At 50.9% G+C, this 25,698-nt stretch carries 22 protein-coding genes; 11 read left to right on the top strand and 11 right to left on the bottom strand.

Annotation, left to right across the window (positions count from 1 at the left end):
- Nucleotides 1–153 precede the first annotated feature (153 nt).
- Complete coding sequence (gene mutL, locus C5S61_RS02195) at nucleotides 154–2,055, top strand: DNA mismatch repair endonuclease MutL (protein ID WP_110513489.1); 1,902 nt, start codon at nucleotides 154–156, stop codon at nucleotides 2,053–2,055.
- 308 nt (nucleotides 2,056–2,363) lie between these two features.
- Here mutL and C5S61_RS02200 read toward each other — a convergent pair whose 3' ends face one another.
- Together C5S61_RS02200 and C5S61_RS02205 are read right to left on the bottom strand one after the other, a co-directional pair.
- Entirely contained in the window at nucleotides 2,364–3,461 is a 1,098-nt protein-coding gene (locus C5S61_RS02200) for a hypothetical protein (RefSeq protein WP_110513490.1), read from the bottom strand.
- 251 nt (nucleotides 3,462–3,712) lie between these two features.
- Nucleotides 3,713–4,798, bottom strand: coding sequence for a hypothetical protein (locus C5S61_RS02205; protein ID WP_110513491.1), 1,086 nt, complete (start codon nucleotides 4,796–4,798; stop codon nucleotides 3,713–3,715).
- 833 nt (nucleotides 4,799–5,631) lie between these two features.
- On the opposite strand from C5S61_RS02205, the gene C5S61_RS02215 reads away from it, so the two are divergent.
- Both C5S61_RS02215 and C5S61_RS02220 read left to right on the top strand, forming a co-directional pair.
- The gene (locus tag C5S61_RS02215; RefSeq protein WP_110513493.1) at nucleotides 5,632–6,543 is read left to right on the top strand and encodes a pseudouridine-5'-phosphate glycosidase; all 912 of its coding nucleotides are present in this window, start codon (nucleotides 5,632–5,634) and stop codon (nucleotides 6,541–6,543) included.
- Between the two features lie 22 nt (nucleotides 6,544–6,565).
- Entirely contained in the window at nucleotides 6,566–7,183 is a 618-nt protein-coding gene (locus tag C5S61_RS02220) for a thioredoxin-like domain-containing protein (RefSeq protein ID WP_110513494.1), read from the top strand.
- 66 nt (nucleotides 7,184–7,249) lie between these two features.
- On the opposite strand, the gene C5S61_RS02225 is transcribed toward C5S61_RS02220, so the two are convergent.
- From C5S61_RS02225 to C5S61_RS02235, 3 genes are all read right to left on the bottom strand, one after another.
- Entirely contained in the window at nucleotides 7,250–8,977 is a 1,728-nt protein-coding gene (locus tag C5S61_RS02225) for a glycoside hydrolase family 99-like domain-containing protein (protein ID WP_110513495.1), read from the bottom strand.
- 321 nt (nucleotides 8,978–9,298) lie between these two features.
- Nucleotides 9,299–9,721, bottom strand: a complete 423-nt coding sequence (locus C5S61_RS02230) for a type II toxin-antitoxin system VapC family toxin (RefSeq protein WP_110513496.1) — start codon at nucleotides 9,719–9,721, stop codon at nucleotides 9,299–9,301.
- The gene (locus tag C5S61_RS02235) at nucleotides 9,718–9,972 is read right to left on the bottom strand and encodes a type II toxin-antitoxin system Phd/YefM family antitoxin (RefSeq protein ID WP_110513497.1); all 255 of its coding nucleotides are present in this window, start codon (nucleotides 9,970–9,972) and stop codon (nucleotides 9,718–9,720) included. Before C5S61_RS02235 ends, C5S61_RS02230 begins: the two co-directional genes overlap by 4 nt.
- Before the next feature lie 637 nt (nucleotides 9,973–10,609).
- Between C5S61_RS02235 and C5S61_RS02240 the strand changes: the two genes are divergently transcribed.
- The 7 genes from C5S61_RS02240 to C5S61_RS02270 all read left to right on the top strand — a co-directional run bounded on the left by C5S61_RS02240 (nucleotide 10,610) and on the right by C5S61_RS02270 (nucleotide 18,008).
- A complete protein-coding gene (locus C5S61_RS02240; RefSeq protein WP_110513498.1) occupies nucleotides 10,610–11,833 on the top strand; it encodes a branched-chain amino acid ABC transporter substrate-binding protein in 1,224 nt (407 codons plus the stop codon).
- A 99-nt stretch (nucleotides 11,834–11,932) separates the two neighbouring features.
- Complete coding sequence (locus C5S61_RS02245; RefSeq protein WP_240614400.1) at nucleotides 11,933–13,099, top strand: branched-chain amino acid ABC transporter permease; 1,167 nt, start codon at nucleotides 11,933–11,935, stop codon at nucleotides 13,097–13,099.
- 13 nt (nucleotides 13,100–13,112) lie between these two features.
- Complete coding sequence (locus C5S61_RS02250; protein ID WP_205701345.1) at nucleotides 13,113–14,864, top strand: branched-chain amino acid ABC transporter permease; 1,752 nt, start codon at nucleotides 13,113–13,115, stop codon at nucleotides 14,862–14,864.
- A gap of 10 nt (nucleotides 14,865–14,874) precedes the next feature.
- On the top strand, nucleotides 14,875–15,690 hold the full coding sequence (locus tag C5S61_RS02255) for an ABC transporter ATP-binding protein (protein ID WP_110513499.1): 816 nt from the start codon (nucleotides 14,875–14,877) through the stop codon (nucleotides 15,688–15,690).
- A 271-nt stretch (nucleotides 15,691–15,961) separates the two neighbouring features.
- Nucleotides 15,962–16,669, top strand: coding sequence for an ABC transporter ATP-binding protein (locus C5S61_RS02260; RefSeq protein WP_110513500.1), 708 nt, complete (start codon nucleotides 15,962–15,964; stop codon nucleotides 16,667–16,669).
- Nucleotides 16,666–17,040 carry a cupin domain-containing protein gene (locus C5S61_RS02265; RefSeq protein WP_110513501.1) on the top strand — a complete coding sequence of 125 codons (375 nt, stop codon included), beginning with the start codon at nucleotides 16,666–16,668 and terminating at the stop codon, nucleotides 17,038–17,040. The genes C5S61_RS02260 and C5S61_RS02265 overlap by 4 nt, the downstream gene beginning before the upstream one ends.
- A 101-nt stretch (nucleotides 17,041–17,141) precedes the next feature.
- A complete protein-coding gene (locus C5S61_RS02270) occupies nucleotides 17,142–18,008 on the top strand; it encodes a hypothetical protein (protein ID WP_110513502.1) in 867 nt (288 codons plus the stop codon).
- A gap of 645 nt (nucleotides 18,009–18,653) precedes the next feature.
- On the opposite strand, the gene C5S61_RS02275 is transcribed toward C5S61_RS02270, so the two are convergent.
- From C5S61_RS02275 to C5S61_RS02300, 6 genes are all read right to left on the bottom strand, one after another.
- Nucleotides 18,654–19,670, bottom strand: a complete 1,017-nt coding sequence (locus C5S61_RS02275; protein WP_110513503.1) for a lysylphosphatidylglycerol synthase transmembrane domain-containing protein — start codon at nucleotides 19,668–19,670, stop codon at nucleotides 18,654–18,656.
- Complete coding sequence (locus C5S61_RS02280; protein WP_110513504.1) at nucleotides 19,667–20,584, bottom strand: glycosyltransferase family 2 protein; 918 nt, start codon at nucleotides 20,582–20,584, stop codon at nucleotides 19,667–19,669. The genes C5S61_RS02275 and C5S61_RS02280 overlap by 4 nt, the downstream gene beginning before the upstream one ends.
- A gap of 38 nt (nucleotides 20,585–20,622) precedes the next feature.
- A complete protein-coding gene (locus tag C5S61_RS02285; protein WP_110513505.1) occupies nucleotides 20,623–21,258 on the bottom strand; it encodes a TetR/AcrR family transcriptional regulator in 636 nt (211 codons plus the stop codon).
- A gap of 418 nt (nucleotides 21,259–21,676) precedes the next feature.
- Nucleotides 21,677–23,053: a UDP-glucose dehydrogenase family protein gene (locus C5S61_RS02290; RefSeq protein ID WP_110513506.1), complete on the bottom strand. Its 1,377-nt coding sequence runs from the start codon at nucleotides 23,051–23,053 to the stop codon at nucleotides 21,677–21,679.
- A gap of 200 nt (nucleotides 23,054–23,253) precedes the next feature.
- Nucleotides 23,254–23,889 carry a ribosomal protein S18-alanine N-acetyltransferase gene (gene rimI / locus C5S61_RS02295; RefSeq protein WP_110513507.1) on the bottom strand — a complete coding sequence of 212 codons (636 nt, stop codon included), beginning with the start codon at nucleotides 23,887–23,889 and terminating at the stop codon, nucleotides 23,254–23,256.
- Between the two features lie 25 nt (nucleotides 23,890–23,914).
- On the bottom strand, nucleotides 23,915–24,724 hold the full coding sequence (locus C5S61_RS02300; RefSeq protein WP_110513508.1) for a hypothetical protein: 810 nt from the start codon (nucleotides 24,722–24,724) through the stop codon (nucleotides 23,915–23,917).
- A gap of 267 nt (nucleotides 24,725–24,991) precedes the next feature.
- On the opposite strand from C5S61_RS02300, the gene cmk reads away from it, so the two are divergent.
- On the top strand, nucleotides 24,992–25,681 hold the full coding sequence (gene cmk / locus C5S61_RS02305; RefSeq protein ID WP_110513509.1) for a (d)CMP kinase: 690 nt from the start codon (nucleotides 24,992–24,994) through the stop codon (nucleotides 25,679–25,681).
- Nucleotides 25,682–25,698: the final 17 nt, after the last annotated feature.

Below are 25,698 nucleotides of genomic sequence, written 5' to 3' on the forward strand. Positions count from 1 at the left end.
TCCTTCGTGCTCTTCGCGTTCTTCGCGGTTACAAACCCGATCCCCAGCTACCAACCCCCGATCCCCAACTCCAAACTAGCTCATTTATGCTAAAAAGCCCAAATTATGCTACAATGGCAGGGTAAAAATGTGCATCTACGAGGAGCCAGAGCAATGCCAATTCGTGTTTTAGACCCAACTTTAGCCGCCCAAATCGCCGCTGGCGAGGTGGTTGAACGCCCTGCTTCGGTGGTCAAAGAATTAATTGAAAATTCGGTTGATGCTGGCGCTACCGAGATTCGGGTCGAAGCACGCGAGGGCGGCAAACGCGAGTTGCGCATCCAAGATAATGGCTCTGGGATTCCGAGCGACGAGGTTGAAACGGCCTTTTTGCGCCATGCTACCAGCAAAGTTACCGAGATTGAGGATTTGTTCTCGATTCGCACGCTTGGCTTTCGTGGCGAAGCCTTGCCATCAATCGCCTCGGTCGCGCAAGTAACCTGCCTCACACGTACCGCCGCTGACGAGGTTGGCACCGAATTACGGATTGCTGGCGGCGAAATTCAGGCCAAAACTCCCCGTGGCTGCTCGGTTGGCACAACCTTCACGATTCGCAATTTGTTCTATAACACGCCAGCGCGGCTCAAATTTATGCGCTCCGATGCTACCGAAATGAGCCAGATTAGCACCATCGTGACCCAATATGCCTTGGCCTACCCCAATATTCGTTGGACGTTGCTGCTTGATGGCAAACTGGCGCTGCAAACACCAGGCAATGGCCGCTTGCTCGATGCCCTAATCGAATTGTATGGCATTGACGTTGGCCGCGAGATGATTAGCGTTGATCGCACCTCGGAAGCAGAAGATGAAACGGTGCGTGTGCATGGTTTTGTTAGCCAGCCCTCAACCTTCCGCGCCGCTCGCTCCTATATGCATTTATTCGTCAATCAACGCTGGATCAAGCCCCAAGGCAACTTGGTTTATATGATCGAAGAAGCCTATCACACCTTGTTGATGAAAGGCCGCCACCCAATCGTGGCCTTGAATATTGAGCTTGAGCCAGAAGCGGTTGATGTGAACGTGCATCCAACTAAGAGTGAAGTCAAATTCCGCAATCAATCGCATGTGTATGGCGCATTGACCAAAGCTGTGCGCGAAGCCTTAGCAGCGCAAAGCACAATTCGCGCTTGGACGGGCTTTGGGGCCAATGAAAGCGTCAATCGGCGGGTTGAATTGCGTTCGCCAAATGGTGAACGACGCGGGTCGAGCAACGATGCGCCATTATTTGATGATGCGCCAGTCGCGCCGCGACCGCAGGTCAACAATTATCCCGATGATGATTTTGATTCGACCGTGGCTTTGCCACCAATGGCCAAACAAGCGCGCTTTGACACGCCACCAACCAGCCAAAGCCAGCCAAACGCGTTTTTGCCACCCCAACAACAAGCCTTCGATCCCGCGTATGCGCCAAGCATGCCCGCGCCAGGCGAGGCCAAATTGCCAATGCTACGCGTGGTTGGCCAAGTTAACGAAACCTACATTGTGGCAGAAAGCAGCGATGGCATGTACTTGGTTGATCAACATGCCGCCCACGAACGAGTGGTCTATGAGCGCTTGATGGCTGAGCACCAAGATGTGCCGATTGAGCGCCAAACCCTAATGCTGGCTCAGCCGATTGAATTGCCGCCAGCAGTGACGCGTTTGCTCAGCGCGCATTTGGCCGATTTGGAGCAATGGGGCTTTGAAGCAGAGGAATTTGGCGAAGGTACCTTGATGCTACGGGCTGTGCCAAGTAATCTCCACGTTGGCCAAATTGCAACTGCATTAATGGAAATTGCCGATCATCTTAGCTATGAAGGTGGCGCTACCAGCGACGATCGACGCGAAAAAATGTTAACCACAATCGCCTGCCATAGCTCGATTCGCGCAGGCAAAACCTTGACCCACGAAGAAATGCGCCAACTGCTGCAACAACTTGAGCGCTGCGAAATGCCGCGCACCTGCCCACATGGTCGCCCAACCATGCTGCAAATTACCCAAGGCCAAATCGAACGCCAATTTGGGCGTAAAGGCTAAGCAAAGAGCATAGAGCAAAGAACATAGAACATATGCAGGGCTTGGGTGATCGGTTGTTGGAACTTGGGGTTCGGGCTTTAACGCAGAGAAACGATGGCTATTGGCGTTGGGCTTTGGGAACAACAATCAAAAAAATCTGTGCCAATCTGTGGCTAAAATAAACCTTCGCGTGCTTCGTAGTTTTGTGAATTGATGTTAACACAGCGGCGCAGAGATGATTTGGCTATGGGCTATGAGGCTATGGGCTAGCGGAACATGGAGTGGTGTTTTAAAAGCCAATAGCCAATAGCCAATAGCCATCGTTCAGATCAAAACTTCCCATCATCAAGCTGCGCGCTGTTATTGCTATAGGGTGGGATTGCGATGAGGCTCAAACAGAAGCCCAAAATCGCCACTTCAAAGACCATGCCAGTCCACATATGGGTAATCCAATTTAAGCCAATACTCGCCATAATCAGCAGATAGTAGCCAAGGAAGAAGCCAGCAGGCAGCAAACTGCAGATCAATCGAACGCGCAATGGGCGTTGTTGATTAATCTTGAAGCCATGCATCGCCAGATCAGCAAGCAATCCGACACTAGCAGCCCAAATTACGACTGGCCAATACGCTTGCGAACTTGCATTGTGTACAAACCAAATCAAGCCGGTGCTCCCACCAATTAAGAGCGTCATTGCGCCAAATGGCAAGGGCCAGAAGCGCAGCGAGAGCAGCAAAACCCCAATCAATACCAGCGTGGTGATGATGCCTGTGCTAATGCCACGCAGATCGATATTTGACATGGTTGTTTCAATATATGGCTCTGAGAGAAATGGCGCATTGACAATTGGGCTAGCATATTGGGTAAAAAAGCTCACAGCCGCCATCAGAAAAAACAGCGACATCACCATTGGGCCTAAATCACGCCAACCCTGCAACCGTGCGCCAGCTTGGGTTTGAATCCACGCAGTGCGTAATGGCGCAGTGCCAAATAACATCGCCCCGCTGATAATCATCAAATGTGGTGGGCTAAATAAAGCATCGAGGCGCAATTCAAAACCAAACCATTCGTGCCACACAAAATCAAGCGGTGCTGCAAACGAAAACAGCAGAATGCCCAACAACGCGGGGAAATAGCCACGGGGCAAGGCTTTGGTTAGCGGATATTGGCGGTACATATTGCGCAGCTGCACTATGCCAATCACACAGGTAATGCCTAAAAAGCCCGAATAGAGCACGATATGCCATGGCGAAAAAAATGTATCAATCCGTTGCTCTTTATGCGCCAAACCATCAATAAACAGCCCAATGATCAACCAAATGCTAAAGAAAATACACAACGCATCAAGCCGTTTGCTGAATGGTGGGTAGCCTACAGGAGCAGGATTCAGCCGTGATGCGGTAGTTTTGGTTGGGCCGATCGTTGCCATGCTTGGCCTCCTTGCGTGTGCTAGAACTATGGCGATAAAGAGCAAGTAGTGTGGAGTGCTAAGCAAGAATGGCTCGACCGCCTTGTCATAAGTATGCCCATAGTAGCATAAATTCAAGTGGCGACGATAGCCAAAAGGTAAATACTTAGCATACCAAAAGGTGCTATGCAGCCTAGTTTCCCTACACTTCTTAAAAACCAAACGCACCTCATCGGCCATGAAGTGCGTTTGCAAATAGCTAAACTGAAATTTCAGCTTGCTTTATTGATGGTTTCGTAGGGCGGTGCGACCAAGAAACTCAACATCAAACCAACAATTGCTACTTCAAAAATCATGCCTGTCCACATATGGGTAATCCAGGTCAAACCAGGCCCAGCCATAATAATCAGGTAGTAGCCCAAAAAGAAGCCAGCTGGCAACAAACTACACAGCAAGCGAATGCCCAAACGGTTATGGCGATCGATCTTCCAATAGTGCATGGCGCAATCGGCAGCCAAGCCAATCACGACCGCCCAGACCAAGACCGGCCAATAGTTCATGACTTTTGAGGCGCGCATAACCCAGAGCATAAACATACTACCACCTACCAACAGCGTGATTGAGCCAAATGGCAAGGGCCAGAAGCGCAGCGAGAGTAGCAAAATGCTAATCAAGACGAAGGTGCTGATATGGGCCGAAGCAATCCCCCACAGGTCAGTCCGATACATCTCTATTTCAACGCTATAAGGTGCTGAAAGCCATCTGGGCGAAGCCAAAGGATGGGCATATTGGGTCATAAAGGCGGTTGTGACCATAAAGAAAAACAGCGATAAAACCATCGGGGCGAGGCCACCCCGCCAGCCAACCAGTTTTTCGCCTTGTTGCAAGCGAATCCAGGCCGTGCGCAAAGGAGCGGTTCCAAATAGCATCGCGCCAGTAATCAGCATCAAGTGCGGTGGGCTAAGCAAGGCATCAAGCCGCAGCTCAAAGCCAAAAACATCGTGCCAAATAAAATCGAGCGGCGCGGCAATCGCAAATAGAATAATCCCCACCAAGGCCAGCAAATAGCCGCGTGGCAAGGCCCGCCAGATGCTGTAGCCTTTGTACATATTACGCAGTTGCAGCCCGCCAATCCATAACGCTACTGCCAAAAAGCCCGAGTAGAGAATGAGATGCCATGGCGTAAAGAAGGTATCAACTGCATTGCGAGCATGGGCTGCACCATCAGCGAACAGGCCAACCAACCACCATGCAGCAAAAACCATCGACATAAAATCAAAGGTGATGCTCGACGGTGGATACTCATCTGGGCGTGGCAAACTCGAAACATTCCGACCAATCCGTCCGATTGAGGCCATGAGAAACCCCCTATTCTGATGTTGCGGGACAGGTGTAGATGCGCTGGTTGGTAGCCTTTCCACAAACATGGGGGAAATGCCGTTCTGGTTGATGCGAGGACGTTGCTCAAACGTGGAGTGGCCCTATTATGCCATAAAATCATAGTCTAGTGGTAGGGTATCAAGAACATAGAACATAGAACAGAGAGCATAGAACAAATTGAGGATTGATTTTGATCCACGAAGGACACGAAGGGACACAAAGAGTCGAAACCGCGAAGAGCGCGAAGCACGCGAAGGTTAAGTTTTTGAGCCACGAATTGCCCGAATGAGTATTTTTTAGCCACAGATTGGCACAGATTTTTAGGATTAGGTTCTTGCTAGCCCAACGTCTCCAGCCTGACCTCTGATCCCTAGTCCCTGATTCCCAGCCCCTTCATCCCTCATCCTTCATCCTTCATCCTTCTAATTTAGCCACAGATTCCACCGATTATTTTTGATTTTTGACTTCTGATTTTTGCCTTTTGCCTTCGTCCCTCATCCTTCATCCTTCGGTCGCTCTGCGCCGCTGCGTTAAAACACCAATCCACGAAGCATCCGCAGACTTGATTTCTTAGCCACGAATTCCACGAAGTAGGGCTATAGGCTTTTGCCTTTTGATGGTGCATTTCATCCTTCATCCCTCATCCCTCATAATTTCGTCCCTCATCCTTCGTTCTTGAGTAACTTGCGTTAGAATATTAATTTAGGGACTAATGGCACGCATGCAGACGATGTAGTTATGGTATAGTTTTGTTTCGATTGAAGTGATCGAGGCTGACCTACTTATTTAATCGCCACAGAAGGAATAGATTGTGACCAACTTAATTCTCGCACCTGAAGTGCAAGCAGCGTTTGCCAATGGCCAACCAGTGGTGGCCTTGGAATCAACAGTCATTAGTCATGGCCTGCCCTACCCACATAATCGCGAAATTGCTTTGCAACTTGAGGCAACGGTGCGCGCCGCAGGAGCCGTGCCAGCCACGATTGCCGTGATTCAGGGCGCGGTCCATGTTGGGCTAACCAACGAGCAAATTGAGCATTTCGCAACCGCCAAAGATGTGCTGAAACTGAGCCGCCGCGATATTGGCTATGCCGTCGCGACTGGCCGCGATGGCGCAACAACCGTCGCCGCAACCATGGCAATCGCTGGGTTGGCTGGCATTCAAGTCTTTGCAACTGGCGGCATTGGCGGCGTGCATCGTGGTGCACGCGAAAGCTGGGATGTTTCCGCCGACCTCGGCGAATTGGGCAAAACCCCAGTTTTAGTTGTTTGCGCAGGCGCAAAATCGATTCTCGATTTGCCAGCAAGTTTAGAAGTGCTCGAAACCTATGGCGTGCCAGTGGTTGGCTATACCACCGAAGAGTTGCCAGCCTTCTATAGCGCCCACAGTGGTTTGCAATTGGGCCGCAAGGTTGATGATGCAGCCCAAGCGGCGGCAACCTGGGCCGCCCATCGCGTGTATGGCGGCGGCAGCGGCATGGTTTTGGCAGTGCCACCGCCAGCCGAAAAAGCGCTTGATCTCCAATTTGTTGAAGCAGCAATCGGGCGGGCAATTGCCCAAGCAGAAGCAGCAGGCATTCGTGGCGCAGCAGTTACGCCATTCTTGCTGAGCGCCATGGCTCGCGAAACCGAAGGCGAAAGCATCGCCACCAACACCGCTTTACTCAATAATAATGCTCAGATTGCTGCTCAAGTAGCAGTTGCCTTATTCCAATCAGTTTAAGTTATTTCAAGGAGTTCTTCGCATGTCTCAACCTCGTCGTGGTCGTCGCCAAGTGAGCCAAAAATCACAGTTGCCGTTGGTTTTCGGCATCGGGGCTGCAATCTTGGTGCTTGTGGTGGTTGGCGTTATCTTGCTAAATCGTGGCAATGGCAGTGAAATTGAAAAAGTGACGGTTGCTGAAGGAACCACAGCGCCCTCAACGACTGGGGTTGTTCAAGAATTGCCCGATGAAGGCCAACAACACGTTGCCGATGGTACAAAAGTGGAATACAAACAGAATCCACCAACCTCAGGCAGCCACTGGTCTGGCCCAGCGCAATGGGGTCTTTACCAAACCAATCCGCCAGAAGATGAGCGGATTGTGCATAACATGGAGCATGGCGGGGTGATTATTTGGTTCAAGCCAAGCGCTACCAGTGCTGCTGAAAACGAACAATTGGTCAAATTGTTTACCGCCTTGAGCGCCGAACAATATCGCACCATTTTGGTCAGCCGCGAAAATATGGATAGCAAAGTTGCCTTGACTGCTTGGAATCATCGCCAATTGTTGGATAGTGTTGATGAAACTGCAATTCAGGCCTTCTTTAATGAGTATATTCTCAAAGGCCCCGAATGTGTCAACCTGCGCTGCCCTCAATAAGCTTGATTAAATCGACGCGCCCACTTCGTTATGTGAAGTGGGCGCGTTTTGCATTAATGCTAGTGCTTAGTTGCCGTAGCGCCAGCGGCGATAGTGTTGGCCAACGTTGCCCATCTCTACTTGAAAGGCAGCGGAGTTGGTTGGGGTATAAGTCAGAATCCGCCGTTCGAAAGCTTGCACCAACATCCACGTTTCGTTGCCACCAAGTTTAGCCCGCATCCAATAGGCATCGCTCAACGGATAGCCGAAGGCAAAGACCCAATCGACAACTTGGCCTTCAACAAAGCGGCCATTTTCGTAGACCGTACCGCGTTGATTCATAAAGTTCCAGAAGACATCGGGAATATTATGGTTAGTTTGGCTTACAAACTTCGCGTTGGTGACCACGCTTGGTGCCTCAATGCCGCTGGTGGTTGCATCGCGTTTGAGTTGGGTAGCGATGGTTTGGCCAGTTTTGTCGGGCTGAGCACCCAAAACGTCACGCAGTGAGCTATAACCAGGCGCAACATCGTTAATTGCTCGTGGATCGCCGCCCAATGCTTCATCGGCGGGAATGCGTTGCTCAAACGAACTATCGCCAATTTGCACTTGGCCACGAATCATTTCGACCACCAACAAACCGTTGGTCACAAACCACGGCTGGCTGCGGTCGCCATTGGGATTATTAACTTCCATGCGCGATTTGTCGAAGTATTGAACTAAGCGAGTGCTACCGCCGTATGGCTCGTATTGGCCTTTGGCGATTGCTGGCCCCCAAACCCACGAACGATTGCTCCGCGCATCTTGCACAGGTTTATCGGTGCGTTGCCAGGTTTTCTCAAAGTTGGCATCAGCAAAGCCATCGGGAATCGTAGGCACATTGTTTTTGAAGGCATTGATTTTTTCGCGCGAAATATCGAGGTAGAGGTTGCCATAGCTTTGGCTTGGCTCAAGCTGGCTCCCTTCATACCATTCGTTCCAGCTGGTCAGAATCACCGCGCGCGCTTGATAATTCATGGCTGTATCCCAGCCAGCGCGATAGTAGTTGCCGTTCTCGCGGTCGCGCAAGTGGCCATTGCGATAGAGCAAATCATCATAACCAGGCATAACAGTTGCCACAAACGGTTTGTTACTGTTGCGGCGCGTGTTGTAATCGCGCAAATTGCGGCTATACGAACTCATGGCATCGCCTTGTTTGCGTTCCCACGTAATATCGAAAAAGTGGAGTGCATCGAACACATCCAAGAGATTGAAATTGACCCCGCCGCCAAGCCAAAATTGGTTGCGATTGGGATCGACGCGATTGCGCAAATCAGTCCAATCATTCAATGAGCCACGGCCACCAGGCAAAATTGTATCGTTCCAGAACACGAAAACCGGCTTGCCGTCCCAATGCCAGTAGGCGCTACTTTTGGCAAGGTCAGCCATTTCGCGCATATTATCAACAATCGCTTGGGTTGAGCCAAGCGTGCCATCGGCCACCGGATCAACGCTGAAGGCGATGTTGAAATTGCCTTCTTGCTCAGCGAGTTGCAGCAAACGAGCACATGTATAGCGCCATGTACAAATAAAGCCATCAATGCCAGCGTTTTTGGCTTGGCGAATATGGTTGAGCATGGTGCTATCGCGGTCGCTCTCGTAGAGTTCTAGCGGGCGATCACGAATCTTATCGAGATACCACGTTTGGCTACCCCACCAGCCATAGTAGTAGGCGAAAACCGGGCGCGAAGGCTCGGCGGCACTAGTTGAGGGCGATTTGGAGGGAATAAGAATCAGGCTTAGGATCAAGCCCAGCAGGAGAAGAATCCGTCGCATGTTTGCTCCTTTCGTCCACTGCGACTCAGGTGTTCTTATTGTACAGGCAAAATGGAGATTTAGGGGCCAGTTTGTTTTGATCCACGAAGAGCACGAAGTGCACGAAGCATGAAACCGCGAAGATCACGAAGAACGCAAAGCGAGATTTTTAACGCAGCGGCGCAGAGAATCTAAGGCTATAGGCTTATGGCTTTTGGCGCTAGGTTTTGATCCACGAAGGACACGAAGGAACACGAAGATTGGATCTAGGCTATGGGTTCAGAATGCGCACCCGATCCCCAGCCCCCGACCCCTGATCCCCAAAATTCTATGTTCTATGTTCTATAACTCCCATGGATTAAATAATTGCACCCCAGTATTTTGAAAATCACTGATATTACGTGTCACGAGGCAACAATTATAATAGATCGCCTGAGCAGCAATTAACGAGTCGATTGCAGCCAAATTACGCCCTGCTTGGGATAAATGACCAACCAACTCGCCCCATTTGAGCATAACGAATGTATCCAATCCTAATATTCGACCTTGAAATCTGATTAGTAACTCTTCATGAAGCCATGTTTGCAATTCAATCTTTCGTTGTGATGGTATGAGTTTACTAATTCCTTTTTGTAATTCTCCTATTGTAATAACACTTAAATACAATTGTGCTGCTAATTGTTGATCGGCCCATTCAATCACAGCTTGATTTGGCTGGCGGCTAATTAATTCTGAAATAACATTTGTATCAATTAAATAATTCATAATTCAAGATCATCACGCAAACCGCTTGGATCACGGCTTAAATCAATTTCACAATCAATCAAGGGTGAACGACGAAAAAAAGCTGATAATGGCTCTTGTTCAAGCTGTAGTCGGCGATATTCTTGGTAGCCAATCACGACCGCAGCTTCTTGACCATGTTTGGTGATAATTTGTGGGCCACTTGTCTGAGCAGCTTGAACCACCTCACTAAATCGATTTTTCGCATCTTGCAACTGCCAAATATGTTCCATAAAGACCTCCTAGCTAGTCTGTCTAGACTTTAGCACATAGTTTGAACATTAGCTAGTGAATTCTGTAGCCATGTTCTGATTGCACTGCGCCGCTGCGTTGCAATATTAATCCACGAAGGGCATGAAGGGAACGAAGCCTGAAACCGCGAAGATCGCGAAGATCGCGAAGGTTGGGTTTTTAGCCACGAATTGCACGAATTGCACGAATGAGTATTTTTTAGCCACAGATTGCACAGATTGTTTTGATGATGTTTCCGATAGTCCATAGTCTGATCCCCAGCCTCCGACACCCGAACCCCAACCCCAAAATTCTATGCTCTATGTTCTCTGTTCTTTTTGACTTCTAACTTTTGACTTTTGATTTCTGCCTTCATCCCTCATCCTTCATCCTTGTAATTGTCCTACCTCGATTGTTTGACAAAACCATGGTCGTTGTGTACACTACCGCCCTATAAGTCCCTCTACTTTCTCCCAATCCAACCCGCTACCATTGCAGGTAGCTCGTCGTTCAATGATTGCACCTTAGAGTTCAATGTGGCTTTTAAGGAGGTTAATGCCTCATCACTAAAACCATGTATGGCTTTGGGCTAGCCAGTTTTAGGCTTTCCTCGCTTTTAAACAAGGAGCAACTGGAATTATGAAACGTTTTCTTTCATTCTCGCTCGTCTTGACCATGATCATGGTAATTTTGGCCGCATGTGGTACCCAAACTGGTGGAACCAGTAAAACCACCGTCACGATTGTTAGCAGCTTACCTCGCACCGGTTCCTCAAAAGGACAAACAGATACCATCGTAAACGCCATTAAGATGCGTTTAGAAGAAGACAAATACGCCGCGTGCAATGGTAATGTTGAAATCAAATATGAAGATCTTGATGATGCAACCGCAGCTAAAGGCGCTTGGGACGAAACCAAAGAAGCCGAAAACGCCAATGCTGCTGCTGGCAACAAAGATGTGATGGTTTATATCGGGACTTTCAACTCAGGTGCAGCGAAGATTGCAATTCCGCTCTTGAACAAAGCAGGCATTGTAATGATTAGCCCAGCCAACACCTATCCTGGCTTGACCAAAGAAGGCAAAGGCGCTGAAGGCGAACCAGCAGTCTACTATCCAAATGGCACCCGCAACTACACCCGCGTTGTGCCAGCAGACGACTTGCAAGGCGCAGCAGCAGGCAATTGGGCCAAGGAATTGGGCGTAACCAATGTTTACATCTTGGATGATACCGAGTTGTACGGCAAAGGGATTGCTGACGTATTCGCTGCTACCGCAGAAGCAAACGGCATCAAAATTGCAGGCCGCGATAGCATCGATTCAAAAGCCAGCGACTACAAAGCCTTGATGTCGAAAATTGCCGCCACCAACCCAGATTTGATCTACTTCGGTGGGATTACCCAAAGCAACGCAGGCCAATTGGTCAAAGATATGCGTGCTGCTGGCATGACCGCTGATAAAGTCAAGTTCATGGGTCCAGACGGCATCTACGAACAAGCCTTTATTGACGCAGCTGGTGCTGATAACGCTGAAGGCGTGTACGCAACCTTCGGTGGCGTTCCACCATCGAAGCTTGAAGGCAAGGGTGCCGAATGGTACAACGCCTACAAGGCTAAATTCAATGCCGAGCCAGAAGCCTATGCTGCCTATGGCTACGATTCAACCAACGTTGCCTTGGCTGCAATCAACAAATCGTGCGATAGCATCAACCGCGAAACCATCTTGAAGAACGTCTTCGCAACCAAAGATTTCGATGGCGTGTTGGGCAAATGGGGCTTCGACGCTAGTGGCGACACGACGTTGACCCAAATGAGCGGCCAACAAATCAAGAATGGCGCATTCGAATTTATTCAAGTCCTCAAATAAGTTTGCATACCGTTTCCAAGGGACGATCGTTGATCGTCCCTTTCCCCTGTGTGGATTATCGTCACCAGCCCCTTGCTGGGTACATAGGAATAACGCGCTATGGCAGCATCTCAAACTCCATCGTCGCCGCAGGCGGCTCCGCTTGTACCACGCGAGCCATTTCTGACCAAGCGACGGGCATTTTCGATTGTCGGCCTGATTATTTTCCTCGGATTCTTTGCCATTCCCATTTACCAAACGATTTTACTTGAGATGTGGGATAGCCCGCGACAGCTGACCCAGCAGATCGTGATTGGCTTGACCAAAGGCACCTACATTGCGGTGATTGCCCTCGGCTATACCTTGGTCTATGGGATTTTGGAGTTGATCAACTTTGCCCACGGCGATTTGTTTATGATCGGGGCATTTCTGGCGTTGATCTTCATAAGTTTGTTTGGTTTAGACCCCAAAACCAGCTCAGGGATCACAATTTTCTTCTCGTTGATTGGCATCTTGGGCTTGGTAATGGTTTGTACTGCCTTGATGAATGCAGGGATTGAGCGCTTTGCCTATCGGCCATTGCGCAATGCCCCACGTTTGGCTCCCTTGATTTCAGCAATTGGCATGTCGTTTGTGTTGCAAAATGTTGGGATCTTTTTGGGCGATGGCCTGATTTGGGATAAGTTGGCTGCTGGGCTTGGCTCAGATGCAATTGGCCGCGTTGCCGATGCGATGGGCACGCAATCAGTTGCGCCAAAGAACATTCCCGACTTGTTGCCCAACGGCCAAGTCTTTTTTATTCCCGACAGCTTGAAGTATACCTATAAAGATCTCTTGGTAGCCGTTGTAAGCCTTGGGTTGCTTGCGGGCTTATATTCGTTTGTGCGTTTTACCAAGCTTGGTAAGGCAATTCGCGCAACTGCACAAGACCGCGACGCAGCACGTTTGATGGGCATCAACGCCGACCGCACCATCTCCGTAACCTTCCTTATTGGTGGCGCGTTGGGCGGTGCTGCCGGTATGATCGTTGGTCTCTACAACGGGACTGCTTTATTTAGTATGGGTTTTACCGCAGGCTTGCTCTCGTTTACCGCAGCAGTGCTTGGTGGCATTGGCAATATCCTTGGTTCGGCTTTGGGTGGTTTGCTGATTGGCTTGATCCTCGCCTTGAGCGATCAATATATTGGTACACGCTGGTCGAACGCGGTGATTTTCGCCATTCTTGTCTTGATTTTGCTCTTCCGACCAACTGGGTTGCTCGGGCAAGAAGGTGGCCAAAAAGCCTAGAAACGAGGATTGTATGCCAAATACAAAGCGCTATTTAATAACTGGCGGGGTTGGCTTTGCGGTCGGGACATTCTTCTTATGGAATTACCCCAACCTTGGGCTTGGCTCAGCACTGCTTGGTGGGTTGGTGATTGCCGCACTCTGTTTGCTGTATAGTGCGCCATTGGCCGATATGATTAAAGCTGGCTTGATTGCTGGCATGTTCGGCGCGGTCATGACGATTGTCTATGGTACGCATAAACCAGGCGTTGCCATTATTGCGGGCATGGTCAGTGGCTTGGGAGCAGGTTTATTGGCGTTTCAACGCAGCCCACAAGCCAATCCCAAGAAAGCTGCAATCTTAGGGGCTGAGGCTGGCGCAATTGCCGGAGCATGGACAGGTTTGTCCCTGTTTGTTATGGCCTTTGTGATTGCGCCTGCGGCTGGCATCGATGCTGGCGATTTTGCTGAGCATTTATCCGAAACCGTGATTTTGGCCGATGTGCTTGGCTTAGGCAGCGATATTCTGATTTTGCTGTTTGCCTTCGCCTTTTCGACGCTCTCGGGTGCAATCTTGGGGGCCGCTTCTTGCGCTGCGCGTAGCTTGCCATTGCGGCCTAATATTCCATTATTAGCGGTCATCGCCCTACCCGTGCTCTTGATTCCGCTGATCGATCGGGCTGGCAATTTGCTGTTGCTCGATGCCTTGATTCCAATTTATATCTTTATTCTCTTGGCCTTGGGCTTGAATATCGTGGTGGGCTATGCTGGCTTGCTCGACTTAGGCTATGCTGCATTCTTCGCGATTGGAGCCTACACCACAGCAATGCTTTCATCGCCCCACCTTGGCATCAACCTGAGTTTTTGGTTGGTTATTTGGGTGGCAGCAGCGGTGGCGGCCATTGCTGGATTGACCCTCGGTGCGCCAACATTACCCTTACGCGGCGACTATTTGGCGATTGTAACGCTTGGTTTCGGCGAAATTGTGCCGATTCTGTTCCGTAGCCTTGGCGGTGGCCCGCCTGGTGGGACGTTAACCTTGCGCTTCTTTGGCATGCCAATTGGGATCGAACAAGTCGACTTGACTGGCGGCAACAAAGGGATCAACCCAATTTCGCCGCCGCATTTGCCCTTGATTGGCGATTTCGATCCATCGAATAAAATTCCATGGTACTACCTGTTGATTCTGATCATGGGCTTGGCGATTTTCTTCATCAATCGTTTGCGCGATTCGCGCCAAGGCCGCGCTTGGATGGCCATGCGCGAAGATGAATTGGCCGCCGATGCGATGGGCATCAACGTGGTACGCACCAAATTGCTGGCCTTCTCGATGGGCGCGATGTTCTCAGGCTTTGGTGGCGCGTTCTATGGCGCATTCATTGGGGCCATCTTCCCAAGCTCATTCGACTTCAGCGTCTCGATCATCTTGCTGTGTATGGTGATTCTTGGCGGTTTGGGCAATATGACGGGGGTGATTGTTGGTGGCTTGTTGATTCAAGGCGCTGATAAGATGTTTATCCCCAAAGGTGCTGAATTGTTTCGGCGGATTGCTGAGACCAAGGCAAGAGCTGAGGGCAGTAGTACGGTTGGGGTTTCGGCGCTGCAAGATCTGACCCAACAACGCTTGTTGCTGTTTGGCATTGTGTTGGTGGTGATGATGCTCGTCCGACCGGAAGGCCTATTGCCCAACGAACGCCGTAAAGCCGAACTCCATCCCGATGACGATACGATCAATAGCAATAGCGTTGCAGCCGAGGCGGAAGCTGATCCGTCGTTGGCGGCGTAGGAGACCTGCTATGGCACCCTTGCTGCAAGCTCGCGGCATTACCAAGCGTTTTGGTGGCCTAACCGCCGTGAGCGATGTTTCATTTGAAATTGAAAAAGGTTCGATTGTTGGGCTGATTGGCCCCAACGGCGCTGGCAAAACCACCTTCTTTAATATGATCACTGGTTTGTATACACCCAGCGATGGCGATATGATTTTCGATGGCAAACGGATCAACGGCACCAAGCCCAGCGAAGTGACCAAACTTGGCATTGGCCGGACGTTCCAAAATATTCGCTTGTTTGCGCATATGACGGCGTTGGAAAATGTGCTAGTTGGCCAACATTGCCGCATGCACACTAGCTTACTAGGCACGCTGTTTCGCACTGCCAGCATGCGCGCCGAAGAAAAAGCCGCGCGCCAGAAAGCCTTTGAGTTGCTTGAATATGTTGGCTTGGGCCGCAATAGCGCCGACGAAATGGCCAAAAATCTGCCCTATGGAGATCAACGTCGTTTGGAAGTGGCACGGGCTTTGGCAACCGATCCCAAATTATTGTTGCTCGATGAGCCAACCGCTGGCATGAATCCCAAAGAAACCGATGCCTTGACCGAATTGATCTATCGGGTGCGTGATGAGCGCGATCTGACTGTGCTGCTGATCGAACACGATATGAAGGTGGTCATGGGCATTTCCGAACGAGTGACCGTGCTTGATCGCGGGATTAAAATTTCCGAAGGCTTGCCACGCGAAGTCCAAACCGATCCTAAGGTCGTCGAAGCCTATCTCGGCACTGGTCATGCGGCCAAGGGCAAAGGCGGCGGCGCTCCAGTGTTTGATAAAGCGTAGGGTTGGGGATCGGTTGTTGGAGGTCGGGGATCGGGTTTGTAACCACGAAGGGCGCGAAGAACGCAAAAATAATGAAGTGGCTGCGCTATTCAAGCCTTCCTGTTAACAACCCGATTTGCCGATAGAAGGCTTGAATTCGGATGTTTTGGGCTTTCATCCTTTAACTATTTCGATACCTTCGTGGTTGCCTATTGAAGGCTTGAATTCGGATGTTTTGGATTTTCATCCTTCATCCCTCATCCTTCATCCTTTAACTATAAGGACATTCGCGATGTTGCAACTGCAAAATGTACATACCTATTATGGCAACATTCATGCGCTCAAGGGCATTTCGCTGGAAATTAATCAAGGCGAAATTGTGACCCTGATTGGCTCGAATGGCGCTGGCAAAAGCACAACCTTGCGCACAATTTCTGGCATTACACCGCCACGAACTGGCCAAGTGCTGTTTGAAGGCAAGTCATTAAATAGCGTTCCGGCGCATAAAATCGTGTCGCAAGGGATTTCGCAATCGCCAGAAGGGCGGCGGATTTTCGCCAACCTCACAGTGCGCGAAAACTTAGAAATGGGCGCATTCACCCGTAACGATAAGGCCGAAATTGCTAGCGATATGGATCGGGTGTTTGATCTGTTTCCACGCTTGAAGGAGCGGGTTGCTCAGCGTGGCGGCACACTCTCAGGCGGCGAACAGCAAATGTTGGCGATTGGCCGAGCACTCATGTCGCGGCCCCGCTTGCTCTTGCTCGATGAACCATCGATGGGCTTGGCTCCAGTGTTGGTTGACCTGATTTTTGAAATTATTCAAAATATCAACAGCCAAGGCACCACGATTTTGGTGGTCGAGCAAAACGCCTTGATGGCCTTGGGCATCGCCCACCGCGCGTATGTGCTGCAAACTGGAGCAATTGTGAAGGCTGGCGATGCGGCCACCTTGCGCGAAGACGAAGACGTGCAAAAGGCCTACTTGGGGATGGAATGAGCGAACAACCTTACGTGGCGCAGCTGCGCGAACAAAGCGAGTTTGTCGCTGGCGATGGCTGTCACTTACGCGAACTGCTGCATCCAGAGCGCCATCCAGTCGCGATTGGCTATAGTTTAGCGCATGCCTATGTTGAAGTTGCTGGTCGAACTGCCGATCATGTGCTTGAACAATCTGAGGTATACTACATTATCGCTGGACGTGGAACGATGGTGCTTGATGGTCAAGCCCATGCAGTCGAAGCTGGCTCGTACTACTATATTCCGCCCCGTTGTTCACAATGGCTGCGCAATGATGGCGAGCAACGCTTAGAGTTTTTATGTATCGTTGAGCCGCCCTGGACGGCGGCAGGCGAAACTATTACAGAGTAGCCTCGCTGATGAGTCTTAAGGCGCGGGTCTTCCCGCGCTTTTTTGGTGTCTCTGTTCCAACCAGCATCGAGCTTTTTAGTGACACACCAAGGTGGAACACGATGGTTTTTGGATTAACCGCTTTAGCAGTAGTGGCCTATTCGGGATTGTCGCTGCTGTTCAAGGCCCTGGCAAGTCGGACTCGTCCGGCTCAAATGGTTTATGCCTCAAGCGTGATCGCAACGATCTGTGGGCTAATTTATTTTATCGCTAGCGGCGAATCATGGTCGTGGCCAGCAGCAATTTTGGCGTTTCTGGCAGGCGTGACCTTTTATTTTGCCACGATTGCCCGTGCCAAAGCGCTCGAACATTCGCCAGCTTCGTTGGTTTTTGCGATCAGCAATTTAGATTTGGTGATTGCTGGGGTGGTGATTTTGCTCTTGCCCGCAGCCTGGAATGCCCTGCAATTTGGCTCGGTCACGATCAATTTGCCCTCACAGGCTGGCAACCCAACCGTTGGCAATGTGTTGGCCTGTATCTTAACCGCAGTCGCAGTGTTGATTGGGGCGCAAGTTAAGGGCAGCGAAACCCTGAGCAAAGCTACCTACGTTTGTTTGGGCTTGTTGGTCATTTCGAGCTTTGCCGCCGTCACCTATGCCCGCAATTTTGGTGCCCAAATTGGCTTGTTGATGTTTGTTGATTTTGCTGCTGGGGTGATTCCTGGCCTTCACCTTACGCCTCAAGTGCGCCGCCACGAGTGGGGTTGGGGCGCAGTGGTCGGCTTGGTAACCTTTGGCGGCTTTGTAGCGATGATGCATGCCCAAGCAATGTCCGATGCTGCGACCTTGCCATTTGTGTTGCTGGCAATTAACCTCAAAACCCCAATCACCGCGATTATCGCCGTGCCGCTGTTCCGCGAGCAATTGACCGCACGCAAAATCATCGCCGTAAGCTTGGCAACCCTCGCCTTGTTTATTTGGCAAATTTAATTTTGGAGGTCAGGGATTGGGGGTCGGGAGTTGGGGATCGGGAGTCCGCATACTTCTCAGTTGTTTCACGGGTTTAAGATCCCCTCACCCCAACCCCTCTCCCGTGCGCGGGCGAGGTGCTTTCCCATAGTGGTCGCGATACCTAGTAAAACACGGATGCTCCCCCTCGCCCGCGTTCAGTGGGAGAGGGGGTTGGGGGGTGAGGGAACGCTTACAAGGGTCGGTGTTAAGATCCCCTCACCCCAACCCCTCTCCCATCCACTGGGAGAGGGGCTTTAACACCGTGGTTTTACCACTATTTTTGGTACTCAATGGGCAGCTCCCCCTCGCCCGCGTTCAGTGGGAGAGGGGTTGGGGGGTGAGGGAATGCTTACAAGGGTCGGTGTTAAGATCCCCCCACCCCAACCCCTCTCCCATCCACTGGGAGAGGGGCTTTAACACCGTGGTTCTCCCCCAATTCATTGGTAAAAAAGAGTCGGCTCCCCCTCGCCCGCGTTCAGTGGGAGAGGGGGTTGGGGGGTGAGGGAACTATCCACATCCGCAAGCCAATAGCCTAAAGCCTATTCGCCTTCGTGTCCTTCGTGGTTTCCGTAACTAGCCAATTCCTCTTCATCCCTCATCCTTCATCCTTCATCCTTCGCAAAACTACTCTTCAGCAGTGGCCAAATCGGTTTTGAGCAAGGCATCGCCCAGCGGGTAGCGCAACGAAACCAAGAAGCCAAGCACCACATTAATCACATTCAACACCAAAAATAGGGTCGAGATGCCAAGTGCCAAGCTGGTAGCTTGCTCGCTGGTAAAGCTGCCGCCAGCAACCGGCACCATCTGACCAGTCTGGGCCAAATTGGTCATAATCAAAATCATCACCACATCGCGAATCCCAATCCCAGCAATTGAGATAACACTCACCAAGGAGATAATTGCAATCATGGCCATATACGGGCCAATATCAATCTTGACTCCGGTGGCCAGAAACAGCAAATAGAGCCGCACGAACGTCCAGCCCAAGGTCAGGAACGAAAACAGCACCAAGGTCACGATGCGGCTGAGCGGCATATGCAAAACGCGATCTTTCAAGCCAGCCTTGACCGCCAATTGGCGCAATTTGGCAGGCACAACCACGGGCAAAATTTTGGTGCTAAACCAACGTCGCAAGCCAGCACTGGCCAAAATTGCCACGCCAACCACCACGCCCAACAGCGAGGCGATAATCAACAGTTGCACATTGCCCGGCAAAAAGGTGCGATAAAAATACAAACCTGAGCCAGCAATAATGCCCATAATCGCCACATCGAAGAAGCGATCAACCACAATCGAGAGCAAGCTTGGCCCCAAGGGATGGCCTTCGCGGCGCAAATACCAGGCCTTAACTGCATCGCCGCCCTGCCCAGGCGTGACCGAGCCAACAAAAATCCCCAAGGTATACAGTAGCGAGGCAAACCATGGGCTAATGTTGATGTTCCAGCCTTGCAAAATCAAGCGCCAGCGCCAACCCTTGGAATAGAGAAACGGGAACACCAGCACAACCGAGGCCGCAAACAGCAATGGATCGGTCGTGCGAATCACATTCCAAATACTCGTCAGATCGTTGGTAGCCAGAAACCAAATCAAAATTGCTGGCCCCAACGCCGTCAAAAGCCCATTGATAATTCTTTTTTTCATTGGCGAATCCGTTCAAAGCGCAGGGCCGCAATTGTTTCGGCCAGCAAGCCAAAACAGAAGAAAAACATGGTTGCAATTAAACAAAATAAGGCCGTCGGCGGCAAATGCAACCAGTTATTATCGTTCAGCGCGCCAAGCACATACGAAATAATACACAGCACAAAGAAAAAGCCACTAACTGGCATAAACACGCGAATTGGATTAAACAGGCTGATAATGCGCAAAATGATGATCGTAAATTTAAAGCCATTTTTCAGCAGCTTTTGCTTGGAGCGACCACCTTGGCGGCGTTGCATGGCGATTGGCTCAAAGCGCACGTGGTAGCCAGCTTTGGCAAAGGCCAAAGCACTGGTGGTTGGCCACGAAAATTGGTTTGGCAGTAGGTGAATATAATCAAGCAAAATCGAACGCCGAAAGGCCCGAAAGCCCGAGGTTAAATCTTGCATTTCCATGCCAGTCAGATACGAGCCTAAGCCGTTCAAGGCACTATTACCCAACCAACGCAGCCAATTTTCTTGGCCTGCGCGCGAACGAGCGCCAATCACCATATCGTAAGCACCGATATAGCTCAATAGGCGTTCGATGTCGGCAGGGTTGTGCTGGCCATCGCCATCCATAATAATCACGATTTCGCCAGTTGCGGCGCGAACACCAGTTTTGACCCCAGCGCCGTTGCCAATGTTATAAGGACGGGTGATCACGCGCGCACCAGCTTCGGTGGCAATTGCCACGGTAGCATCAGCAGAATGATCATCAACCACGATAATTTCAAGTTCAGGGTAGCGTGTGCGAACCTCGTGCACCACCCCGCCAATTGTTGCGGCTTCATTAAAGGCTGGAATCACAATGCTCACCGTCCAAGGAAACGGTGATGACGTTGTGGTTTGAGCACTTGCAAGCGTTGTGCGTTCCACAGTTGAACCTCCGGAGAGGCATTGTACCAGAAACTAGCCTAACGCAAACGCGCTGCTTGCGGCCATAATTGCAGTGCATTCGCCACAATCGCTTGCAGTTGGTTGGTGCTTGCTCCCAAACGCGCTTGCAACGACATGCCTTGCAACACACAAACGAAAAATTGGGCTAACTCTTCAGCATTCGTGGTGGCTGGCAGCTCGCCAGTTTGCACGCCCAAAGCCACTAATTCGTCGATTTTGCTCATGCGTTGCTGGCAGCGTTGCACAATTGCCTGCTCAATTTCATACGAATCGTAGGTTGCTGAAATACTAGCCAGCACAAAGCAGCCAGCTGGATAGGCCGCATCGCTAAATGCTTCAGCCGCCCGTTGCAACAGTTGGGCGAGCATCGCCCGTGGCGAGCGTTGATCGCTTGGCATGGCGTAGACATAGGCTCCCCGCGTCGCCAAATAATGGTCAAGCGCTTCGAGAAAAAAGGCCTGCTTGCTGCCAAACGCCGCATATAAACTTGGCGGATTAATCCCCAAGCAGCTCGTCAGATCAGCCATCGAGAGCGTTTCATAGCCATGTTGCCAAAATTGGCGCATCGCACACTCCAAGGCATTGGTGCGATCAAATTCACGTGGTCGGCCACGCCGTTGAGTGCTTGGATTTGAAAGTTCTTGCTCTGCCATCACATCCCCTTGCTTTGAGTATTTAGTGTTATTATACTATTCTGTAATAATCATTACACAATTATTATACCGACTTTAGCAGCAAGGAGCAAGAACGAGGCACGATCCCCTCACCCCAACCCCTCTCCCACGTGGCGGGCGAGGGGCTTTCATTCCGTGGTTCTGCCGCACTATACGGTGAAAACCGATGCCCCCCTCGCCCGCGTCCAGTGGACTCTTACAAGGGTAGGTTGTGAAGATCCCCTCACCCGTGGCGCGGGCGAGGGGCTTTAGGTTTTACCACCATGTGGCACTAAATAATGGTCGGCTCCCCCTCGCCCGCGTCCAGTGGGCGAGGAGGCTGGGGGTGAGGGAACCACTAAAACAACCAACCGCCCTTGATCTTAAGCAATCAAGGGCGGCTGCGCGTAAAACGAAGCTATTTGTCTAAGTAAGGCGAGCCTACCGCCAAGTAGCTGTAGCCGCGTTCGACCAACTCATCGTAGTCGGGAATCATGCGGCGACCATCGATGATCAAATATGGCGCTGGCACGGTGCTTTCAATTGTGCTCGAAAGCCCACGGAATTCTTCCCAGTCGGTCGAGATAAACAGAATATCGCTTCCTTCAAGGGCTGCCTTGGCCGATGAGTGATAGGTAATGCGCTCGAACAAATGGTTGTGTTCGGCGTTGAAGAAGCGTTTGGCTTCTTCTTCGGCCATTGGGTCGTAGGCGCGAATTTCCTTGACCCCACGGCCAAGCAAGCTTTCGACAACCTTCAAGGCCGAGGCATCGCGCATGTCGTTGGTGCGTTGCTTAAACGATAAACCCAACAACGCCACAACTTTGTTGTTGAACTTCACGCCAGCTTCAGCAGCAGCCCGATCGATCAAATAGGTCTTTTGATATTCGTTGATTTCATAGACCGATTCAAGCAAATCGGTGCTTTGGTTGCGGCTCTTGAGCTGATAGATCAACGATTGAATATCTTTGCCAAAGCACGAACCACCAGCACCGTTGGAAACAAACGAACCCCATTTGCTGATACGGGTATCGGCAGTTACGCCGCGCTTGAGGTCTTCCATACGCACGTTTGGCACCGATTCTGCCAAGCGGCCACCAACTCCGTTCCAGAACGAAATGTAGGTCAGCAACAACGTGTTGGCAACATACTTAATCGATTCGGCAGTTTCGGGCGTGGTTTCGATAAAGGCAATCCGCACGTGGTTGATAAATTGCGAGTAGATGCGACGCAAAATGCGGAAATCGTCCTCGGTATCGGCCCCAACCACCACCCGATCAGGATGGCGCGATTTTTCAACCGCGTTGCCTTCGGGCAAGAATTCGGGGTTCGAGGCAATGCCCACGTTTGGCACATTATGGCTTTTCAATATTTGCTCAAGTTGGCGACCAGTGCCAACGGGCACGGTGCTCTTGTTGATAATCACCACGCGGCGTTGATCTTCACGTTTGGCCAACAACTTGGCCAAATGATTGACCGCATCGAAGTAGTAGCTCAAATTCGAGGAGCCATCGCGATTGGGCGGGGTTGGCAAACACAAGAAAAAGGCATCGACACCTTCGATTACTGGCTCAAGATCATCAATGAAATGCAGGGAACGATCGATATTTTCTTGGATAATACTAGCTAAGCCTGGCTCATTGACATATTTTTCAATTTCTTCGCGCTTGGCGGTTTTGTAGGCCGCAATCCGCTTGGTATCAATATCATAGGCATAGACTTCATGACCATATTCTGAGCAGACCGCAGCGTGGGGTAAGCCCACAAAACCTGTTCCTGCAACGACGATCTTCATGCAAGCTCCTTCAGTAGGCCACTTCGACGGTGGAAGCAAGCGCAACCATTGAATAACAAACGGCACCGTCCCATCTTAACTAGCGAACAATAACCAAACATCCTCATTGATGGTAGCGTGCCCTCAGCGCACCTGACAACCACAGGTATCAGCCATGAATCTATGCATCATAGCCAACATGCAGCATTTGTGCAACAGGACTATTCGACCATTCCAGCCTGACGCTGAAGGCGTAGCGCCAAGCGTTCGCGCAAGTCACCTAAGCGTTGTTGGTAGCTTGGCTCAGTAATCACATCAGTCCACATAATCAGGGCATCTTCGCCGTTATCGGTGTAGTAGCGCACCCGCGTGCCGCTTGGCTCGAAGCCATATTTCAAATACAAGCGTTGCGCCGATTCGTTCGAGATGCGCACTTCCAAGGTTAGGCGGGTTGCGCCCATATCAACGCCTTGGTCGATCAAGCCATTCAGCAAGAGTTCGCCGAGGCCTTGGCCGCGCTGCGAGGGAGTCACCGCAATCGTTGTGATATGGCCTTCATCAATCATCAACCACAAACCAGCATAACCGACCAACGGATACGGACTGACAATCTGCGGCTTGGTAAACACCGACGGCAGCAAGGTTTGGAGCAACGAGCGCTTTGGCACATACGGCATAATTGGCTCATCGGGCGGCAAGGTCGGGCTAGAACGAGCCACAATATAGCGGCTGGTTGCTGGCGAGCTTAATTCGCGGCGATAGGTATTGGCCGACCATGGCGCAGAAAAACTTTGGCGCTCAATTTCTTGCACACGCGGAATATCATCCTCGTGCATAGCCTTTAGGAAGTAGTACATTGCAGCCTTCTATGCTGATGAATGCTTATTTAATTGCTTTAACTGATGCTGGGTCGAGAATCAATTGCGAGCCATGGCGGCCTTCTAAGCCAAATTTCCCGCCGGTTTGGAAGGTTCCGGTCACTTCGACCAAGCCCCAAACAAAGCCATTGCCCGGCCCAACATTGAGTTGGCTCGAAAGATCAGGTGGAAAACCTTCCATCGAAATCGGCGTGCCCATTGGCTGCGGATTGACCCCGCTGGCAATATCAGCCCCAAGCGGCTTTTCGGTACGCACCCCAGTTACCAACAATCCAGAACTGGCTTGAGTCCAATAATACATGCCGCGAGTAGTAACAGTTTGGCCGTTGTAGGCGGCGGGATTTTTCTCAAGCTCATAAATTGAAACCTGATTGGGCTGAGCTTCGGTCGGCGCTGGATATTCAACCCGCTCAACTTGCTCAATTGCTTCGGCAGATTGCACGACCAAGCGGCTGGTATAGCTACCATCTGGGCCAAACGAGCCAGTTTCAAACTTGCCCTTGACTCGCACCGCACCATAGATGCTATCGATTGGGCGGTGTAAATCGGCGCTGGCCTCAGCAGGAAAATTCTCAAGCCAGACCAAGGTATCGACTGGCTGGGCATCGGTGCCATCATTGCGAGTCGAAACACCCTTTGCCAACACCGAGAGGCCAGGATTACCCGGCTTCCAGATATACACACCCTCGACCGTCACGTCTTGACCATTATAATTTGCCGGATTTCCGGTAAGATCGTAAATTGTCAGGCTACCACAACCTGTTAACACGACTAAGAGCAATAAACAACAACTTCGCCAGATGCCAGAGCGCATCGCAACCTCCAACTATGATCATGGTTCGGCGTGCGATTATAGCAGATCGTCTGGGTCGTTGCCATAATCCCTGCAAAATTAGCTCATTATGCTACAATAGAACTATGGCCTTTCCAGCCTTTTCATGATTTATTGTCTCCTCACTTCCACAAGTGGGGTATTGCATACGCTGGGTACTCAACAGGAGAGTGGTTGCGATGTGTACCCTTCACCTTTCAGCATGCGCTCAAATATTGCCTGTTCGGAGGTATCCAGCAAGGAATATCTGTGTTTTTGACTATGACTACACCACATACAATTGCAATTGATGGCCCGGCAGCGTCGGGGAAAAGTACGCTCGGTAAGTTGTTAGCAGACCATTTTGGCTATATCTATTTTGATACAGGGGTGCTCTATCGGGCTTTGACCTATGTGGCCCTTGAACAAGCCGTTGATCTCGCTAACGCCGCCGCTCTCGCCAAACTCGCCCAAACTAGCAATTTTGAAGTGCTCGCGCCAAGTGTCGCCGATGGCCGCCAATACACAGTGTTGGCCAATGGCAACGACATTACCTGGCCATTGCGCGCCGCCAATGTTGAACGCAACGTCTCGCAAGTTGCCGCCCACCCTGCTGTGCGCGAAGCCTTGCGCGATACGCAACGCCAAATTGGCAAAGCAGGCCATGTCGTGATGGCTGGTCGCGATATTGGGGCGGTAATTATGCCCGATGCGCAATTAAAAATCTATCTTGATGCCTCGGTTGAAGAACGCGCCCAACGCCGTGCCCAAGAACTTAATGCCCGTGGCCGCGCAATCAGTTATAACGAGGTGCTGGCCGATTTGACCCGTCGCGATGCGATCGATGCAGCCAACACCTTCTTGGCCGCCGATGCCATCACCATCACCACCGATGGCCGCTCACCAGAAGATGTGTTTCAAGCAATCGTCAATCTCATGGGCGTTGAAGCCCAGGCTTAAGCCGCAAATCGACGGCG

It is taken from the genome of Herpetosiphon llansteffanensis (genome assembly GCF_003205875.1).
Lineage (GTDB): Bacteria > Chloroflexota > Chloroflexia > Chloroflexales > Herpetosiphonaceae > Herpetosiphon > Herpetosiphon llansteffanensis.